Annotated in this window: 13 protein-coding genes; 6 read left to right on the top strand and 7 right to left on the bottom strand. The window is 72.1% G+C overall.

From position 1 onward, the window contains the following. Positions 1 to 46 precede the first annotated feature (46 nt). Positions 47 to 577: a cupin domain-containing protein gene (locus A3IG_RS31815; RefSeq protein ID WP_018383103.1), complete on the top strand. Its 531-nt coding sequence runs from the start codon at positions 47 to 49 to the stop codon at positions 575 to 577. 614 nt (positions 578 to 1191) lie between these two features. Next, positions 1192 to 2949, top strand: a complete 1758-nt coding sequence (locus tag A3IG_RS28985) for an MFS transporter (protein WP_018383102.1) — start codon at positions 1192 to 1194, stop codon at positions 2947 to 2949. Positions 2950 to 3045: 96 nt separating this feature from the next. On the opposite strand, the gene A3IG_RS0108355 is transcribed toward A3IG_RS28985, so the two are convergent. Beyond that, positions 3046 to 3930, bottom strand: a complete 885-nt coding sequence (locus A3IG_RS0108355; protein ID WP_026220025.1) for a sigma-70 family RNA polymerase sigma factor — start codon at positions 3928 to 3930, stop codon at positions 3046 to 3048. 256 nt (positions 3931 to 4186) lie between these two features. Between A3IG_RS0108355 and A3IG_RS35675 the strand changes: the two genes are divergently transcribed. Then, complete coding sequence (locus A3IG_RS35675) at positions 4187 to 5242, top strand: ParB/RepB/Spo0J family partition protein (RefSeq protein ID WP_157862263.1); 1056 nt, start codon at positions 4187 to 4189, stop codon at positions 5240 to 5242. A 391-nt stretch (positions 5243 to 5633) separates the two neighbouring features. Next, positions 5634 to 6734, top strand: coding sequence for a methyltransferase (locus A3IG_RS0108345; RefSeq protein WP_018383099.1), 1101 nt, complete (start codon positions 5634 to 5636; stop codon positions 6732 to 6734). A 111-nt stretch (positions 6735 to 6845) separates the two neighbouring features. Here A3IG_RS0108345 and A3IG_RS0108340 read toward each other — a convergent pair whose 3' ends face one another. Together A3IG_RS0108340 and A3IG_RS35060 are read right to left on the bottom strand one after the other, a co-directional pair. Next, positions 6846 to 8987, bottom strand: a complete 2142-nt coding sequence (locus A3IG_RS0108340) for a hypothetical protein (RefSeq protein WP_018383098.1) — start codon at positions 8985 to 8987, stop codon at positions 6846 to 6848. A 438-nt stretch (positions 8988 to 9425) separates the two neighbouring features. Next, the gene (locus tag A3IG_RS35060; RefSeq protein WP_018383097.1) at positions 9426 to 10442 is read right to left on the bottom strand and encodes a helix-turn-helix transcriptional regulator; all 1017 of its coding nucleotides are present in this window, start codon (positions 10440 to 10442) and stop codon (positions 9426 to 9428) included. 525 nt (positions 10443 to 10967) lie between these two features. Here A3IG_RS35060 and A3IG_RS32420 point away from each other — a divergent pair. Continuing rightward, complete coding sequence (locus A3IG_RS32420; protein ID WP_078500193.1) at positions 10968 to 11354, top strand: LysR family transcriptional regulator; 387 nt, start codon at positions 10968 to 10970, stop codon at positions 11352 to 11354. Here the strand turns inward: A3IG_RS32420 and A3IG_RS28975 are convergent. The 3 genes from A3IG_RS28975 to A3IG_RS0108320 form a co-directional block, all read right to left on the bottom strand. Beyond that, on the bottom strand, positions 11237 to 11845 hold the full coding sequence (locus A3IG_RS28975; RefSeq protein WP_051087424.1) for a TetR/AcrR family transcriptional regulator: 609 nt from the start codon (positions 11843 to 11845) through the stop codon (positions 11237 to 11239). The genes A3IG_RS32420 and A3IG_RS28975 overlap by 118 nt on opposite strands. A gap of 165 nt (positions 11846 to 12010) precedes the next feature. Beyond that, on the bottom strand, positions 12011 to 13069 hold the full coding sequence (locus A3IG_RS0108325; RefSeq protein WP_078500189.1) for an AraC family transcriptional regulator: 1059 nt from the start codon (positions 13067 to 13069) through the stop codon (positions 12011 to 12013). A 458-nt stretch (positions 13070 to 13527) separates the two neighbouring features. After that, positions 13528 to 14472 (bottom strand): carbohydrate kinase family protein, encoded by a 945-nt coding sequence (locus A3IG_RS0108320; RefSeq protein WP_018383094.1) that lies wholly within the window; start codon positions 14470 to 14472, stop codon positions 13528 to 13530. Positions 14473 to 14746: 274 nt separating this feature from the next. Here A3IG_RS0108320 and A3IG_RS35945 point away from each other — a divergent pair, with 274 nt between their 5' ends. Beyond that, a complete protein-coding gene (locus A3IG_RS35945) occupies positions 14747 to 14827 on the top strand; it encodes a putative leader peptide (RefSeq protein ID WP_407701018.1) in 81 nt (26 codons plus the stop codon). A gap of 395 nt (positions 14828 to 15222) precedes the next feature. On the opposite strand, the gene A3IG_RS0108315 is transcribed toward A3IG_RS35945, so the two are convergent. Next, entirely contained in the window at positions 15223 to 18399 is a 3177-nt protein-coding gene (locus tag A3IG_RS0108315; protein ID WP_018383093.1) for an alpha-N-acetylglucosaminidase, read from the bottom strand. Positions 18400 to 18477 lie beyond the last annotated feature (78 nt).

The following is an 18477-nucleotide window of genomic DNA, read 5'->3' as shown; positions in this document are numbered from 1 at the left end:
AACCGTGTTAGAACCCCTACCACACCCCCACATCAGAGAGGGACTCATGACCACGATCGTCCTTCCCGGCGACCGTCCCGCCGGCAGGCGCGGATTCGAGATCGTCCTTTCCAGCGCCGTCACCGGCGGTGCCGCAGCCCTCGTCGAAGCGCACGTCAACGCGGCCATGGCCGGGCCGCCCCTGCACACCCACTCCGCCTCCGAGGAGACGTACTTCGTCATCGACGGCACGCTGATCATGCACATCGACGGCGAGGTCACCGAACTCGGCGCGGGCGGGCTGGCGCACATCACCCGGGGCACCGAGCACACCTGGGCCACCCCGCCCGGGAGCGGGGCCCACTTCCTGACCCTGCACCTCCCCGGCGGTTACGAGGAGTACCACCCCACGGCGCTGCGCGCCGAGGAGGAGCGGGGAGGGCCGCTGACCCAGGACGACCTGTTCGAACTGGCGTCCCGCTTCGACTGGAAGCTCGCCGGTACGGCGCCGATGCGGCTGACCCCCACCGGTGTCCTGGTGGAGGCCGCCCGTGCCGACGAGGAAGCCGCCAAGGCCGCGCTCCAGCCGACGTCCTGACACGTCGGCCCCGTGAACCGCCCCTCCCGCTGCGACCCGCAGGGCAAGGCCGGGCGCCGATCAGCCATGACCCCCGTGGGCTGATCGCGTCAACCGCCGCACGCCGTGGACGGTGGCCGCAGCCGTGGCGCCGCACGGGAGGGCGCGGCCCCGGGTACCCCGCCCGGGGGCACCGTCCGCCGACACAGCGAGTGCCTTCGATCCGACGACGTCACATGCCGTGCGTGGTCCGCGCGAAGGCACTTTCCCATGTCGCCGCCGCTGCGTGCCGTCGCGCCGCCGGCGGTCGTCCCCCGCCGCCCGGCCCGGCGCCACAGCCGCGGGTCCCGCCGTTCCGCGGCCGTCGCCAGAACGTGTCCCCCGGGCGGCCGTCGGGCGCACCGGTCACAGTCTCGTCCCGCCCACCGTCATAGCTGCGAGAAACCAGACCGAGCCGGAGTGACAAGGAGTCACGACATGGCATGCATATCGCTCGATCCCTCACCGCCCTCCCGGTGGGGCAGGCGGTCCGGCGTGTGGGCCCCGAACGCGGGACGCGTGGCAGGCGGACGTGACGGCCAGGGGCCCGACCCGGCCCGTCGGGCTCGACACCACGGGTGGCAGGCAGGCACGGCATGACCCACGACACGCAAGGCCGCTCCGCGGCGCCCAAGGGAGGCCGGCCGGAGCCGGGCGGACCCGCACGGCGGGAACCGGACCCCCGCCGCTGGATCGCCCTGGTGATCATTCTGAGCGCCGGGTTCATGGACCTGCTCGACGTGACCATCGTCAACGTCGTGCTGCCCAGCATCCTGACCGACCTGGACGCCGAGTACGCCCAGGCCGAATGGATCGTCGCCGGTTACGTGCTGGGCTTCGCCGCGCTGTTGGTGACCGGTGGCCGCCTCGGTGACATCTTCGGCCGCAAGCGCCTCTTCCTCGTCGGGGTCGCCAGCTTCACCGCCGCCTCGGCGCTGTGCGGTGCCGCCACGGGCCCGGAGATGCTCATCGGAGCACGCTTCCTGCAGGGGGCCATGGCCGGCCTGATGGTCCCGCAGATCCTCGCCATCATCCACGTTTCCTTCCCCGCGGAGGAGCGGGGCAAGGTGATCGGGATCTGGGGCGGCGTGATGGGCTCGGCCTCCGCGATCGGGCTGGTGACCGGCGGCGCCCTGATCGAGTGGAACCCCGCGGACCTCGGGTGGCGTTCGATCTTCCTGGTCAACGTGCCGATCGGCCTGGCCGCACTGATCGCTGCCTGGTTCTTCGTCTCGGAGTCCAAGCCGCGCAACGCCCCGAGGGTGGACCTGGTCGGAGCCGTGGTGTCCATCCTCGGCATCCTGCTGCTGGTCTATCCGCTGACCGAGGGCCGCAACCGCGGCTGGCCGTTGTGGATCTTCCTGCTCATGGGGTCCGCGGTCGTGGTGCTCGGTCTGTTCGTCCTCTACGAGAGCCACCGCACCAGGACGGTGGGCTCACCGTTGGTGGCCCTCAGCCTGTTCCGCAACCGCGCCTTCTCCGCCGGTATGACGGTGTGGATGCTGTTCTGGTTGGCGGCCGGTGGCTTCTTCCTGGTCTGGACGCTGTACATGCAGATGGGCCTCGGCTGGTCGGCCCTGCGTGCCGGTCTGACCAGCACCGCGTTCGCGGTGGGCGGGGCCACCGGTTCCGGCCTCGCGGTGCAGGTGTTCACCCCGAGGTTCGGCCGCAAGGTGCTGATGGGGGGCGCCGCGCTGAACGGCGCCGGGTTCGCCGCGTACCTGTGGGCCGCCGACCACTACGGCCCCGACATCAGTTCCTGGCAGATGGCGCTGCCGCTGGTGGTCACCGGGTTCGGCTTCGGCCTGGTCGTGGCCCCGATGATCGACGCCATCCTCACCGGGGTTCCCGGCCGTGACGCCGGCTCCGCCTCCGGCACCCTCGGGATGGTCCAGCAGGTGGGCATGGCGCTCGGCGTCGCTCTGGTCGGCGTCTTCTTCTTCAACCAGATCGACCACGACTCCGACCGGGGGGTGGACAAGGTCGTCCCGGCCCTCCAGCAGCAGCTCACCGCCGCCGGCGTCCCGGATGACCAGCGGGGCGACATCCTCGCGGGCTTCCGTACCTGCGTGCGGGAACGTTCGGCCTCCCACGACCCCACCGAGGTACCGGAGAGCTGCCTGGCCAGCGCCGAGGGCGGCCCGGCGCGGCTCGGCGAGCTCCTGGAGAAGGCCGGGGAGGAGGCCAACGCCCACAACTTCTCCCGGAGCTTCAGCCTCACTCTGTGGTGGGGCGTGGGTATCCAGGTCTTGGTGTTCCTCGGCATGTTCGCTCTGCCCCGCCACGTCAGGACCGGCCTTGAGGCCGTGCCCGCCGAAGCGGAGGAGGAGCACTCCCCCCAGCTCACCCCGTAGGGCCTGTCCGACGGGCAGCGACCCCAGGACACGGCAGGGCACCGGCCCCGGTGGCGCCCCAGCGGCGCGGGACCGGTGCCCTGCCTCGTGGCCGGGTCACGGGTCGAGCAGGACGAGGTCGATCCGGTTCAGCCGGCTGGGGGAGGCGATGACGTCGATCTCGCTGATCCTTTCACCACGGAGCACGAAGTCCATGGCCAGCAGGAGCCGCCCGTCGCGGACCAGCGCCAGACCGACGGAGCCGTTGATCAGGGCGGGCCTGGCGTAACGGGCCCGCTGGGAGTAGAGGCTGGCCTGCTTGGCGACCGCCATCGCGCCCCGCACCTCGCGGGCGCTGTCGGTGTGCGCCGCGTTGCGGTCGGAGCGCAGGACCACGTCCGGGTCCAGGACGGCGACCAGGCCGTCGAAGTCCCCGTCCCGCGTCGCGCTGAGGAAGGCGTCCACGATCCGGCGTTGCTGGGTGGGCCCGGACTCGGACGCGGTGGACGCCCCCTGCACCCGGCGCCGGGCACGGCTGGCGAGCTGCCGGGCCGCGGTCGGGGTGCGCCCCACGATGGGGGCGATCTCGTCGAACGGGACCGCGAACATGTCGTGCAGCACGAAGGCGAGGCGCTCCGGCGGCGCCAGCGTCTCCAACACCACGAGCAGGGCGAGGCCCACCGAGTCGGCGAGCAGCGCCTCATGCTCGGGCCCGGTGGGTTCCTCGGTGCCGAGGATCGGGTCCTGCACCCCCACCACCAGTGACTCTTCCCGTCGTGACCTGCGGGAACGCAGCATGTCCAGGGACACCCTGGCCACCACCGTGGTCAACCAGCCGCTCAGGTTCTCGATCGTGTCAGGGTGGGAGCGGCTGAGCCGGAGCCAGGACTCCTGGACGGCGTCGTCCGCCTCGCTCAGCGAACCGAGCATCCGGTAGGCCACCGCTCGCAGATGGGGCCGGTTCTCCTCGAACCGGTCTGCCAGCCACTCGACTTCGTCCACGGTCACATCCCTGTTCTCGCATGTGGTCGTAGCAATGACGTACGAGCGCCCTCCCGTGTGACGGGGGCGTCCCGGGTGGCGTGCTCGTCTCGGGGCACTCCGGTGGAGGTTCGTTCGAGCCTCACTCGAACTCAACTCCCCTGTGAACCAATGAGGTTCATGGTGGTCCCAATGGTTGACAGTGAGCACGCGCGTCACCTCTAATGCCGTTACCGGAAGTGGATTCCGCTTCCGATTGCCGGCTAGGAGGTGCGCGTTGACTCTGGCGGAGAAGTCAGTTGACGATCAGTTGCTGAGGTTCCCCATGGTCGACCTGGACGACATCGCCGCGTCCATGGTCTGGCTCGAGTCACACCCGGTGACGAGCGTGCGGATCGACCACCTGGTCCTCACGGACTCGCCGCGGCTCAGCGGCGAGGACGCCGACCACGTCCGGATGCTCGCCGAGGCTCCGGGCACCCTGCCGCCGATCACCGTCCACCGGCCGACCATGCGCGTGATCGACGGGACCCACCGGGTCAGGGCCGCGCTGCTCAACGGGCGGACCGTCATCGAGGCGCGGGTGCTCGACTGCGACGAGGGAGCGGCCTTCGTCCTGGCGGTCAAGGCGAACGTCACCCACGGCCTCCCCCTGTCCCGCACCGACCGGGCCGCGGCGGCGGCGCGGATCATCGCCACCCACCCGCAATGGTCGGACCGCGCCGTGGCCGCCGCCACCGCGCTGTCGGACAAGACCGTCTCGAAGATCCGTGCCCGCTCGGCGACCGAGGCTGACCAGGTGCGGGCCCGCATCGGTCGTGACGGGCGACTGCGTCCGCTGGACACGGGCCACCGCCGGCAGCAGGCCGCGGCGATGTTCCAGGAGCGCCCCGACGCCGGTCTGCGCGAGGTCGCCCGGGCCACCGGGCTGTCCCCGGCGACGGTGCGGGACGTCCGCCAGCGCATCGAGCGCGGCGAGGACCCGGTGCCGGGCAGGTACCGGGTGCCCGGTGCCCACCAGGTTCCCCGGGCCACCGTGGCCGCGCGCTCCGCCGCCACCGCCGGCTGCGCCACGGTGAACCAGGGCGACGTCCTCGTGGACCGGCACAAGCTGCTCGCCAAGCTGAGCGAGGACCCCTCACTGCGGCTCAACGAGGCGGGGCGGCGCACCTTCCGCTGGCTGCACCGCTACGCCGTGGACGACGAGGGCCTGGAGAGCCTCGGCAGAGGGCTTCCCGGCCACTGGGTGCCCGAGGTCGCCGACCTGGCCCGCAGTTGCGCCGCGGCCTGGAACACCCTTGCCGAGCAGCTCCAACAGCGCACGGGCGAGTGAACGCGGCACCTGGGGCGGCGGCCCCTCGGCGCGGAGCCTTCCGTGCCGGGTGCCGACCGGAGCGTTCGACTGCGGGAGCTCCGCGGTTGCACGGCCCCACCGCGGCACCGACCCCGGGGGGCGACGGACGCGTTCCCGCCGTCAGCGGCCCGGTCAACCTATCGTTCGAAAACCAGGGGTTGGCGCTGTTCAACGCGCTCCCCGAACACCAACAGCAGGAAGTTGTTCGCCATTGAGGTGCCGCTCTAGAGTCACCCGGGCGAACCAACACCTGGGGTGAGTTGGTGTTCCCGCCCGACCGCTGAAGTACGCGTGGTGCGCTTTACACGTTGCGGCGGTCGCACGCGCGGAGAAGTCCCTTATCGCTGTGCAACCGCCACGGAGGAAACGCATGTCCGCATCGTCCAGCCCGAAGATGCCGCCCGTTCGTCTCGTCCGCGCCCTGGAAGGCGTACGCGCGCGTCTTCTGAAGCTGCACCGGCGGATGGTGCCGGGCCCGATGGCGCTGCTCGAACTCACCCAGAGCTCCATGATCACACAGGCCATCTACGTCGCCGCCGACCTGAAGGTGGCCGACGCCCTGCACTCCGGGCCGCAGACCGCGGAGGAACTGGCCAAGAAGGTCGACGCCGATCCGGACGCGCTGCACCGCCTGATGCGCCTGCTCGCCAGTTACGACATCTTCGCCGAGCAGAACGACGGGCGTTTCACCATGACGTCCATGGGCGACGCCCTGCGCAGCGACTCGCCCAATTCGATGCGTCCCATAGCACTGCTGATGGGCCACCCCACGCATTGGGAAGAATGGGGCCACTTCGCCTACTCGGTGCGCAGCGGTCAGCCGACCATTCCCAAGACGCGGGGCATGGGCGCGTACGAGTACCTCGAGAAGAACCCGGAGTACGCGGAGATCTTCATGGGCGGCATGGGCAACCTGTCCAACCTGGAGACACTGCCCATCCTCGCCGCCTACGACTTCTCCCGCTACCAGACCGTGGTGGACGTGTACGGGGGACGCGGCGCCCTGCTCGCCGGTGCCCTGCAGCGTTCCCCGCAGTCACGCGGCATCCTCTTCGACGGGCGCGCGGGCGAGCTCGGCGCCAAGGAGTTCCTCCAGGAGTCCGGCGTCGCCGACCGGTGCGAGATCGAGGGTGGGGACCTCTTCGGGCCCTACGTCAAGGGCGGTGACGCCTACATCCTCAAGCACATCGTGCACGACTGGCCCGAGCCGCAGGTCATCGAGATCCTCAAGAACGTCCGCGAGGCGATCAACCCGGACGGCCGACTGCTGCTGATGGAGTTCGTGGCTCCGGAGAAGGGGAACCGGCAGCACCCGGCGAAGCTGATCGACCTGTGGTTGATGCTGCTGGTCGGCGGCAAGGAGCGTTCGGCCTCCCAGTACAGCGAGGTCTTCGCCAAGACCGGGTTCAGGCTTGAGCGCGTGGTGCAGACCGCGTCCCCGGTGTGCATCGTCGAGGCGAGCCCCTGCTGAACCGGCGGCGAGCACCGTCCGCCCGTGCCGCCGCTCCCTGACGGGCGCGGCGGCACGGGCGCGCTCACCGCGTCTCCTTCGAGGATGCCCCGTCCTTTTGGGCGGGGAGGATTAAAACACCAGGTTGCCGTCGGTGCGGACCGTGTCCCCGTCCTGGGGCATCGCGGTGCGCTGGGTGCCGTCCTCGACGCACGAGCTGTACAGGACGTCGGCGCAGGCGTCGGGCTCCAGGTGCAGCCGGCCGCCGGTGAACCGGCTGGAGGTGGCCGCCACGTGGTTGGTGCCGTGGGCGATCCGCAGGTGGGCGGTGGCAGCGTCGGTGTCGCTGGTGACGCCGGAGAGCTGCCAGGTGATCCGGCCGGGGCCGTCCGAGCGGCTCAGCAGCGCTCCCGAGCCGTTGGTCCCGGAGAGCCGGACCCCACCGGTGAGGTGGACCCGCTGGTCCCGCACCGCGGTGAGCTGGATACCGGTGTCCCGCAGCGCGCCCGACTCCACCACCAGGTCGGTCGAGCCCACGGACAGCGGGGCGGCGGAGCCGTTGGCGCCCTCCAGGGTGCAGTCGGTGAACCGCACGGGACCCGAGCCGCGCAGGACCACGCCGTCGAGTCCGGTGAGGACACAGCGCTCGAAGTGGACCGGCGCGGTGACCGGCGTCTGGACCAGGACGGTCCCCGCGGGGAGGGCGAAGGAGCAGTCGCTGATCACGGTCGGCCGGCGGGAGCGCGCGGAGCGCTGGGCCACCGCGAAGAACTTCGCGGTGCAGCCGCGGACCTGCGCCCCGTCGGCGTTGACGGTCAGGGTGCCGGCCTGGTCGAAGGTGGGCCGGGCGATCACCGTGACGTCCTCGAGGGTCAGGTCAGTGATCTTGGTGTTGGCGGTGAACCAGGAGCAGACGTGTCTGCGGACGGTGATCCGCTTGGCCGAGATCCCCCACTGCGCCCCGGAGTTGGCGATGTCCATCAGCCCGGAGTTGCCGTCGAAGAGCAGGTCGTGTTCGTACTGGCCGTGGGTGGTGAAGGGGTTGCCACCGGCGTCGTCGCCGTCGCCGTGACAGTTGACGACGGTGCAGTAGGCCGAGGCCGTCAGGTCGTTGAGGTGACGGACGTTGCTGGTCACGCAGTCCGAGACCCGACCGTACAGGCAGTAGATCTGTTGGGTGAGGTAGCCGGCGCCGCCGTAGAACACGGTCGGGGGGTTCTTCAGCGAGCACCGCTCGGTGCTGAAGCGGGTGCACCAGCGCCGCATGATGACGGGCCAGAAGGTCCCGGTGGCGTGGATGTCCCGCACGTCGCAGTCCACGGCGTACTCGTAGGACACCGGGTGCGATCCGGTGTACTCGTCGTCGCCCGCACCGAGGAAGCGCATGTCGCGCACGTGCGCACGGCGCACCGGCTCCACCCGGGTCCAGGTCAGTGTCCGCCCCTGGGCCAGCTCCCAGCCGTTGAGATAGCCGATCCGGACGTGGGTGCCGTCCACGATCTCGGTGATCTCCACCAGCTTCTGGAGTTCGCGTTCGTCCCTGCCGCCGCCCTTGACCGGGTCCACCTGGACCGTCCACCACTGGCCGACCCGGAACGCGGAGGAGTCCGGCACCGGGAAGGTGTCGGTGAGTTCGATCACCGTGGCGGGCAGGGCGTAGCTGACCGAGGTGTCGGTGACGGTCCCGCGGAAGGCGAGCACCGCCCCGAACGGGTTGTCATGGGTGTTCTTCTCGATGCCCGTGGAGTGGACGGTGTGTCCCCCGAAGTCGAGTTCGATCCCGGACCGGTCGAACACGTGGCGGCGGGTGAAGAGCAGGTCGGTGTGGGCCTCGACGCGGTGCACCGCGGGGTCCTCCACCATCGCGTCGAGGGCGTCGTCCGCCGGCCGCTCCGCGTCGAAGTGTCCGAACCGACGGAAGTCCTGCACCCCGTCGTGCATCTGTATCCAGCGGCCCTGAGCCGTGGCCTGGGCCGGCGCCAGCACGGTTCCCCCGTTGGGGGCGGCGGTGGAGGACGCGTCCCAGCGCACGACCATGCCGCCACCGTCACCGGGCCGGTGGTACCCGTTCACCAGTGCCGTGTCCCCGTCGAGGTTCTGGCGCGGGGACCGGGCGAGCAACTCCTTGACGGTGTCGTACGCCGGGGGGTTCTGGCTGGGCGAGCCAGCCGCCGCGGCGGGGGAGGCGGCGACCACGGCGCCCGCCGCGGTCAGTCCGGCCAGGCCGGAGGCGCGCAGCATCCGGCGCCGGGTGGTCGTGTCGGGGCGGTCCACAGGGCACTCCTGAAGGGCTGAAGGGATGCGAAGCGCCCCTTTTGAGAACGCTGTTCTGTATTGCAGAACGGTGGTGGGATCGTAGGAGTGTGCGAATGGCGTGGTCAACCCCTTGGTGTGGGTGTGCTGGTCCCGTAGTGCGTCAAGGCTGTTCGGCACAGCCGAACAGCCTTGATCTGGCTGACCACCGTGCCCCGGCAGGCATGAACGGAACGAGACGGCCCAGCGCCGCGTCCCCGCGGGCGGGCTGGGGAGCCGGCGGGCCGTTCGCGCGTGGGAACGCGGGCGGTGACTGGCTCCGCCCGGCGGCCACGGCTGGACACCTCACGTGCCCAGTCCGGTGAACGCATCGCTTTGGCGGAGTGGTCGGCGGAGATTGATGTGCGGTGGCCCCGCAGGAGTTCGTGGGTACCGTTCTGAGTGATTAAAAGAACGGAGCTAGCACGTCTGACTGTTCCGTCGAGCGCACTGGTCACCGGATTGCGGATCACCGGAAGGCCCCAGGGGCGCGGGTCCGTGGGCCAGGAGCCCGTGGTGTGCGGCGTACAGGCCCGCCTGGAACCGCGAGGTCGCGTTGAGCTGCTGCATCAGTGTGGCGACCCGACGCCGGTAGGTGCGGGTGGAGCAGCCGAGTTGACGTGCCGCGGTGTCGTCGGTGACCCCGGTGGCCATCAGTTGCAGGATGCGCAGGGTGGCCCGGTCCCGTCGGATGGCGTGCACCCCGGTGGTGTCCAGCGGGTCGGTGACCGCACCAGGTGCCGTGCCGCACCCGTCGGCGCCCGAGACGCCGTCCCCGCCCGGGGGACCGACGCGGGACCCGCTCGCCCCGGACGTGTCGCCAACGGCGTTCCGGTCGTCGTCCGACCCGTCCGGGTGGCCGCACCCCGGGTCCCGTCGGCGGGGCACCGGCACGCAGACGGTGGCCTGGTGCCACAGCGCCGTGAACAGCGCCTGCAGGGTCTGGGTTACCCGGACGTCCTGGATGACCAGCAACCGGGAGACGCCCGCTCCGTTGCGCACGGAGGTCACCGCCACCGTGCCGTCGATGACGGTCAACGGGGGCAGGGGGTGGGGCGACACCCGCAGGCGGGTGCTGCGTCCCGCGAGCTGGCCGATGTCCTGGTGGGCGGGGTCGTCCCCGGCGCCGGCCGGGAGCAGCAGGCACACGGGTCCCGGGTTGGCCAACAGGGCGGTGTGCAGCGCCCGCACACCGGGGTGCTCGTGGGAGGCCAGGGGCCAGGCGGTGAGCTGGGCGGTGAGGGGTCCGGAGCGGGCGTGGTCGATCAGCCGGGCGATCAGCGTCCCCGGGTCCCGGGCCGCGGGTGAGCGCGCCGGGTGCCGCCGCTCACCTTCGGCCGCGGCGGCGGTCAGCCGTCGGGCGCGGTGGAGCAGGGCCTCGACGTCCCCGACGGGATCGGCGGTGCCGGGGAGCTCGGTGAGGGGTGCGCTCCTCAAGACGGTGCTCCTTTGCGGGTGGTGAGCGGCCGGGACCGGTCCCCGACGCGAATGCCCGGGTCTGCCTCCACGCTAGGTGGTGGGCGGCCTCGGCGGGTGCGCGGACGTGCATGGGATCTGGCTGATTCGCGCACGCCTCGCTGTGGCGTTCCCGCAGGTCAGCGCATTGGTATCGGCATATGCGATAGGTATTTCCGATGGCGTCTGACAATCGGGCGTCGGTCTGCTCTAATGAGCGGCTCCCCTGGGCCGACAGCCGGTGGATGCCCTGGTCATGAGGCTCGTGACCCTTGTTGGCATACCAGCCAGTAGGTATATTTCTGGGCGACGTTCGGTGGTATGCGGGGGTTCCGGGTCGGACGTCTCGGGACGGGGTTGACGCCTGGCGGGCGCGGTGGCGCGTCATGGCTTCGCTGGTCCACGGCTGGGTGCGCGGGGAGCGGCGACTGTTCGGGGGCGGTGCGTCGGCGCCGCCGGGGAGGGGGCGTCCGCGGTGTCCGCTTCGGCCGGTGGACAGGAGGCGCGATGGAGATCCAACACCTGGCGGCGTTCCGTGAGGTGGCGAGAGAGCTGAGTTTCACGCGCGCGGCAAAGAACCTGCACTACGCCCAGTCCACCATCACCGCCCAGGTCAAGAGCCTGGAACTGGCCCTGGGGACGCGCCTCTTCCACCGGGAGGGCCGGACCGTGTCGTTGACCGACGCGGGTGTGCGGATGCTGCCGTACGCGGAGGAGATCCTGGGGTTGGTCGAGGCGGCCCGCAGTGACGTCCCCGGCCGCGTGCGGCCCCGTGATCAGGCCGCCGCGTCCGCCCCGCTGGTCCCGGAGGTGCGCAGCAGTGGCGCCAACAGGCTCCAGACCGCGTCCACCCGGCTGGACAGGCCGTCGCAGCCCCCCGAGTCGGTGAGGTAGTACGTCCCGAACGGCACCGCCACCAGCAGGTCGGCGACGCTCTCGCTGGGCAGGTCGGGGTAGAGGTCGCCGTCCCGCTGGGCCTGGCGGACCAGGGTGACCGTGGTGTCCTTCAACCGGCGGAGGAACTCCGGCTGCCGCTCGCCCGACTGGGCCCGTTCCACCACCAGCCGTACCGCGCCGCGAATCCGGATGTCCTGCTCGACCCGTTCGGTGAAGCCGTGCAGCAGTGCGTGCAGGCGGTCGAGCGCGCGCCCCGGCGCTCCGGCGGCGTCCGGCGGGGCCTCCAGGATCTGGTCGAGTTCCGCGATCAGACGGGCCGCGATCTCCTCCTTGGAGGAGAAGTGTCCGTACAACGCCCCCTTGGTCAGACCGAGGCGGTTCGCCACTCCCTGGAGGTTGGTCCTGCCGAACCCGTACCGGGAGAAATCGGTGGCGGCGGCATCGAGTACCAGGTCGTAGGTGCACCGGGCTCTCATCTGTGTGGGCATCCGTTTTCTCTCCATTCGTCGTGGATGTAGCGCATCCTCCGAAGCTAGCCTGGTATCGGGCGGCTGAGGGCGGCTCCGGATGCGATTCAGCCGTGCGGGGGTTGGTACGCGGCCGGTGAACCGGCGCCCATCGGTCGCCCGACGGCTCCTTCGGTGCGGAGGAACTCACCCCACGGGCGCCGGGGTGCGGACGATCGCCACGGCCCCCGGCGAGGTCGCCGTGGCGTGCACGGCGGCACGGCGGAACTCCCCGGGGGTGACGCCGTAGCGCTCGCGGAACAGCCGGGTGAACGTGGAGGCGCCGCGCAGTCCCGAGCGCTCGCCGATCGCGGCGATCGTCAGATGGGCCAGGCGCGGGTCGAGCAGGTCCGTGCGGCAACGGGCCAGCCGCTCGTCCCGGATCCAGCTCGCCGGGCTCAGCCCCTGCTCGTGGAAGACCTTGTGCAGGTAACGCAACGAGACGTGGTGCCGGCGGGCCATCCCGGCCGGTCCGAGGTCCGGATCGGAGAGGTTGAGCCGGGCGTCGGACTGGATCCGCAGCAGCAACGAGCGCCGCAGCTCCGCGGCCTCCGCCGCGGTGTCCCGGCACAGGCGCCTGACGAGCAGCGCGCCCACCAGGTCGGTGATGCCCGAGCCCAACTGCTCGGCGGTGGCGGGTGCCAACTGGGCGATGGACCGGTCGATCCCGGCCAGCAGGTGGAAGAGCGGGGCCGCGGCTGCCTCGGTGCCGGACCAGGTGGCCGCGGTGAGGCCCGTCGTGTCCTCGGGGTTGAGGCCGACGAGCGCGTGCGGCACTAGGAGGGCGACCACGTGCGCCCGGCAGGGCACCACCACGTGGTGCGGCCGGCTGGTGTCCAGCGCGACGAGGGTGCGCGGGGTGACGAGCGCGTTCTGCCCGTCCTGCTCGACCCGGAGGGCTCCACTGACCGGACGGGCGAGGACCAGCGGACCTCCCGGAAGCCGACCGCCCAGTGCGTCCGGCCCTGACTCCGCGACGGCCACCGCCAACCGGCCCAGTTCGGCTCGGAAGAGCACCCCGGGCAGCGGCTCGCGGCGGTCCCGCGGACGGTGTGGCCTGACGCCGGCCGCCGTGCCGCCCGCTCTTCGGATGGTGACCCCGGCTGGTGGGCCGGCCGGGGCGGACCCGGCGCCCGGTCGGGGGGCGACGATGATCCGTGGTGCCCGCAACTGCGCCAACGGCTGCCGGCAGCGCGTACTGTCCATGGCTTCTCCCAGAAGTCAGGGCCTGGCGCGACAGGAGGGCGCGGGACTCGCCAGGCGCTTCACGGTTGCTCACGGAGGGCGACGCCGGCGGGAGCGGGCGCCGCGGGCAGGCGGAGCGGGTGGCGGGTGCTGTCCTGGCCGCGCGAGGAGCTGACCGGATCGGTCGGATCAGTACACCCGGGTGCGACCCGAGGGAGGGTCGGTCCCGTCTCCACGTCCGGTCCTCGGGGTGCCGGTCCCCGGGTCCCGGCCGCCGGGCCCCGGCCCCGAGCGGGGGTACCGGTCCCGACACAGCCGACCCACTGCGGGTCGGGTCTCGCAAGAACATCGTTCTACAACAACATACCTATGGTTATACCTACTTAACCGTACCGTTGGGAAGCGGGGCGACGTCGCCGCGGCCATCGGGTCCGCGCGATCCCCGGCCGGGCCTCCGAGCCGCCGTCGCTGACTCCCCCTCAGCCCGCGCGGGCGGCCGCCAGCTCCTCGGCGGTCGGTGGCACCGCCCCCACCCGGGAGCAGGTGACGGACGCGGCGGTGACACACCGGGAGAGCACGGCGGTGAGCTCGTCCGGCGTCGCCGGGAACGGGCGTCCGCCGCCCCCGCAGCGATCGGCGAGCGCGTCCAACAGGGCGGCCTGGAAGGCGTCGCCGGCGCCGACCGTGTCCACCACCGTGGTCCTCCGGGCCGGTACCCGGACCTCGGTCCCCTCGGTCACCGCCAGGGCCCCGGCGGCACCGAGGGTGACCACGACCAGGCGCGGCCCCGCGGCGAGCAGCGTCCGGGCCGCGACCACCGGGTCGGCGTGCCCGAACAGCCAGGCCAGGTCCTCGTCGCTGGCCTTGACCACGTCCGTCGCCGCGGCGAGCCGCAGGCAGGCGTCCCGGTAGGCGTCCCGGTCCGGCAGCACCGCGGGCCGCACGTTGAGGTCCGCCACCACCGCCACCTCCGGACGGTCCCGCGTCCTTCGGCACAGCCGCAGCACCGCGGACGCGCCCGGCTCCACCACCACCGCGAGCGATCCCGTGTGCAGCACCGCGGTGTCGTCGGGCACGGTGAGCTCCTCGGGTGCCCAGGCGGTGAGGAAGTCGTAGCTCGCCGACCCGTGGCCGTCCAGGTAGGCGAGCGCCAGCATGGAACGCCCCGAGGAGTCCGGGGCCCGTCGCACGTCCACCCCGGTTGACTCCAGGTGGGCGCGGACCAGCTCTCCCGGCGGGTCGTCGGCCCAGGTCGTGACCAGCGTGACCGGCCGCCCCAGCCGGTGCAGCCCCACCGCCACGTTCGCCGGGCTGCCGCCGGGGACCGGGGTGACCCGGTGCCCGGCCGTCTCCCACAGCAGATCCACCAGCGCCTCGCCGACGACGGTCACCCGGTTGCCCACCGTGCCCTCCTCCCGCTCCACGTCGCCACCAGCATCCCACCCACCCACCGGTGCGGGCCGTCCCGGCGGGCGTGCGCGGTGCCGGTGCCGCTCCGGTGCCCACCCCACCAACGCCCCCGACGTCCCGTGGTGGGCAACGACCCGCCGCGGTCCTGACGTCACCCGCCCGCTCGTCCGGTCCCTTTCGGTACTCCTCCGGCGGTCTCGGGAGTTCCGCGGTTCACGCCGTCCAGGACGCGGAACGACCAGTGGCTCTCCTTGACCGGAAAGACCTCGCCCTGACGTGGTCGGCGACATGAGTCAACAGGACCTCACGCGGCGGCGCCACGTCGATCTGGCGCGCGTGTCGAGCGCGTGCTGTCGCTGCCCTGGCTGAACGCCAGGCTGCCGGCCGCAGCTCGTCGTACAACTTCTGACCTGCGTCTTGTGCACCCCGGCATACCCGGTGAGCGCTCCCTGACCGGTATCCGGCAAGGGTGAGCTGATTCCCCGTCAGTGCGGCGCGGGCCACATCACCACAGGTCGGCCGGTTGCTGCGCCGTCCGGGGGCCGGGTGTCCGGCGGAAGCCTCGCGGAATCGCCCGCGGCCGGGTCCCGGAGCACCCGGACGGCCCCACCCCGCGCGAACACCTCCGGGGTCCGGGCACCCCCCCGGGTCCGTGACGACCACCCCGCCGCCCGCCACCACCACGGCGACCGCGCGGTCGCCGTAGCGGGAGGTGGGGCGGGAGGCGGGGCGGCGGGGCGGCGGCCCGGGGGGTGCCCGGCCGGTCAGCCCACGGTGAAGCCGTCGAACGTGGCGATCCCGCGGGTACCGGTCCAGCCGTTGGCCGCCGTCATGAAGGCGCCGACGTCCTGCGCGGTGGCCGCGCCACCGGGGGTGGCCGTGCCCACGGTGGTCCAGGTGGTGCCGTCGGAGCTGCACTCACCGGTGTAGGTCCCGCCGGAACGGGTCAGCCGCAGGTACACCGGGGCGGCGAACGAGCCCTTCATGGCGATGGTGTCGAAGCGGCCGTCGCCGCCCGCGTCCCAGGACAGCACACAGCCGTTGCCCGGGGTCACCGCCAGGTTGACGTACCCCGTCGAGCCGTTGACGGCGAGCTCGTTGCGGACGATCAGCCCGGCCCGCGCCCAGCCGCCGGTGTTGTCCTGGGAGGCCACCCGCACCGTCGCGGTCGAACCGTCGGTGAACGCGCCCGCCCGGTAGACGGTGCCGAACTCGTTGGTGCCCCCCCACAGGTCGGCGCCGGCACCCTCGATGGCCAGCACCGACCCGGACTGGCCGAAGACGGCGCCGTTGAAGGAGGCGGTCAGGTACGGCTCGCCCACCGGCATCCCCGCCATCACCCGGACCGAGGCCACGGCCACCCCGGTGGACGTCCCGGTCCGGTAGGACGCCTTCACGGGGAGTCGCAGCACCACGTCCGGGACGCCCCCGGTGAGGGTCACCCGGAAGGTCGCGGTGAACGTCTCGCCGGAAGCCACCGAGTCGGCCCCCGAGGGACCCACCGGCTCCACCGCCAGGCCCTCGGGCGCCTCCACCGACAACACCAACCCCGTCGCGGGGGAGAAGCCGTTGCGGTTGGTGAACGTCACGGTGACCGTCACCGGACGGCCGTCGCTCACCGCCGCGGTGTCCGTGGACGCCGTCAACGACGTCTGGTGCGGGTCGGCGGCCAGCGTGGCCATCACCCGGCGGGCCAGCCGGTGGATGTCGCCGGTGGGGGTGGTGCGGTACGTGTCGTGCTGGTGCGCCCAGCGGTCGTCCACGGCGAACCAGTCGATCGCGGCCGGGGCGCGCCCCTCGGCCAGGGCCGCGGACAGCTCGTCGAAGTACTTCCTCCACCGGTCCCGGTACAGGCCGCCCACCAGGCCGCACCACTCCCGGTTCGCGTACTCGTGCAGCCCCTCCTCGCTGCTCTGCCGGTCGCCCCAGGTGGTGAGCAGGGAGCGCGCGTCGTACTCCAACAGGTCCTGCTCGGCGGCGGTGGCCCCCCACGACCGCGCCTCGGCGAGCCAACGGCCCAGCAGGTGCTGGTCGTTGGTGGCCAGCACCCTGTCCATCAGCTCCATCCAGCCCAGCCAGACCCCGGTGAGCTCGGTGAAGCGCGCACGGTCGCCCAGCTCGTACGCCGACTTGATCTGCGGCAGCAGCCACCGGCTGCGGTTGGACAGCACCTGGCGGGTGACGTCGAGCAGGTCGTAACGGTAGGCCGAGCTGTCGCGCAGCTCGGGGGCGACGTCCAGCAGGGCCGGCAGCGCCCGGTCGAAGGCCGTGGTGTCGTAACGCTCGCCCGCGGGCCCCCAGGCGGCGGCCTTGTTGGTGGTCAGGCTGGGCCGGGCGCAGAACAGCCCGTCGGGCGCCTCGCTCCAGGAGTCCGAGCGGGTCATGTTGTAGGCGGTGTCGCGGATCACCTTCCAGGCGGCCAGCGCCTTGGCGTCCGGGGCGCCGTAGCGGCTCGTCGCGTACTGCGCGAACCACTCGTCCAGGTCGATGGTGCCGGGTGTCCACGCGAGGTCGGTGAGCAGCGCCATGGCGGCGGGGTTGTTGTCCGCGCCCTCCGGCATCACGGCGATGCCGGACAGCGCGCTGCCGTCCTTGTCCCGCCACCTGGGGTACCACTCCACCCAGTCGGGGGCGTTGGCACCGAGCGCGGTGTGGCCGCCGAAGTTCCAGATGGAGCCGTAGGCGTAGGGGGTGCCCTGCCAGTCGCTCTCCCGGTCGGTCACGCTGGTGTACCGGTCGGAGAGACCGTCCACGACCAGCATGGCGCTGGTGTCGACGGCGTCGAGGATCTGCCGGCTGGGGTTGGACTGCCACCCCAGGATGGCCCAGACGGCGCCGGGGTGGGCGGTGCGCAGCGCGGACTCCACCGCCCTGGCCGCGTCGCCGACCGGGACGTCCCCCGGCCGGCCGCCCTCGTGCAGCAGGTCCATCTTGTACATGGTGCTGCTGCCGTAGCGCTCCTGCTGGTGCCGGTAGAACGACGCGGCGACCGCGGCGAAGGCCGGTGTCCGGGGATCGAGCCAGTCGGGCCGCTTGAAGCCGCCCCACCCGCCCTGCGGCACCACCGCGGCGCCGGGGTTGCGGGCCGGGAAGTCGTCCGGGACCGTGCCGTAGTAGCCGGGCAGCACCGGGGTCATCCCCAGCTCCCGCACCCGGTTGATGATCTTCCGGGCGAGCGCCGCGCGCCGGTCGAGGAGCTGCCTGGAGACCGGACCCGCGAAGCCCGACATGTTCTGCAGCAGCCACCACGGCTGGTGCGCGGGCCCCGGTATCCACGCCCTGAGCTCGGCGTCGGAGTAGCCGAACTCCCGGAACGTGTCGTAGTAGACGGCGTCGGAACCGATGTAGACCAGCACCTCGTTGATGCCGTGCAGGGCGAGGACGTCGAGCTCCCGCTCCCACGCCGGCCAGTCGCGGTAGGGGCCGGTGTAGCCCTCGTTGGTGTCGTTGAAGGCGAAGCGGTGCGGGACGTTGGCCCGGCCGGTGATCTCGGTGCCGACGGCGGGAAGCTGGCGGGGCAGGTCGAGCTGCTCACCGTTCCAGGAGATGTCGGCCCTGGCCACCCGGGTCAGGTAGGTGTTGACACCGGTCAGCAGGACCGCGGGGCTGGTGCCCTCGACGGTGATCCGTCCGGTGCCGCCGGTGACCCGGAACCGCTCGCCGTCGCGCCCGGAGACGGCCCGCAGCGTGAACTGCCGGTGGTGGCCGGGCAGCAGGCGCCGCAACGCGTCAGCGGCCGGGCCGGTGTCGAACCCGTGCCCGCCCTGCTCGGCGGCCCGGGCCGTGCCCGCGCCTCCCACGGGGGACAGCAGCAGCGCACCGCCCAGCGCGGCCGCCGCGGTGAGCGCCTGCCGGCGGCTGAAGCCCTGCTGGTCCCCCGGTGAACGCCGCCGTGCTCCCGACCCGGAGGGTTCCGGGTCCTGGTTGGGCGTTCTGGTCATCATTCCTCCACGGTGAAAAGGTCGATGGGTGCCACGGCGGTGTGCCGGGGCGGCGCCGTTGGCGCACGGGTGACCGGT

This window comes from Wenjunlia vitaminophila DSM 41686, assembly GCF_000380165.1.
In the GTDB taxonomy this organism is placed as follows: domain Bacteria; phylum Actinomycetota; class Actinomycetes; order Streptomycetales; family Streptomycetaceae; genus Wenjunlia; species Wenjunlia vitaminophila.
The sequence above is the reverse complement of the archived record's forward strand: the minus strand, read 5'-3'. Positions and strand labels throughout refer to the sequence as shown.

Bases quoted from the DNA above. Each gene is read 5' to 3' on its own strand.
- A3IG_RS31815 (WP_018383103.1), top strand. From the start codon at position 47: ATGACCACGATCGTCCTTCCCGGCGACCGTCCCGCCGGCAGGCGCGGA.
- A3IG_RS28985 (WP_018383102.1), top strand. From the start codon at position 1,192: ATGACCCACGACACGCAAGGCCGCTCCGCGGCGCCCAAGGGAGGCCGG.
- A3IG_RS0108345 (WP_018383099.1), top strand. From the start codon at position 5,634: ATGTCCGCATCGTCCAGCCCGAAGATGCCGCCCGTTCGTCTCGTCCGC.
- A3IG_RS32420 (WP_078500193.1), top strand. From the start codon at position 10,968: ATGGAGATCCAACACCTGGCGGCGTTCCGTGAGGTGGCGAGAGAGCTG.
- A3IG_RS28975 (WP_051087424.1), bottom strand. From the start codon at position 11,845: ATGCCCACACAGATGAGAGCCCGGTGCACCTACGACCTGGTACTCGAT.
- A3IG_RS0108325 (WP_078500189.1), bottom strand. From the start codon at position 13,069: ATGGACAGTACGCGCTGCCGGCAGCCGTTGGCGCAGTTGCGGGCACCA.
- A3IG_RS35945 (WP_407701018.1), top strand. From the start codon at position 14,747: ATGAGTCAACAGGACCTCACGCGGCGGCGCCACGTCGATCTGGCGCGC.
- A3IG_RS0108315 (WP_018383093.1), bottom strand. From the start codon at position 18,399: ATGACCAGAACGCCCAACCAGGACCCGGAACCCTCCGGGTCGGGAGCA.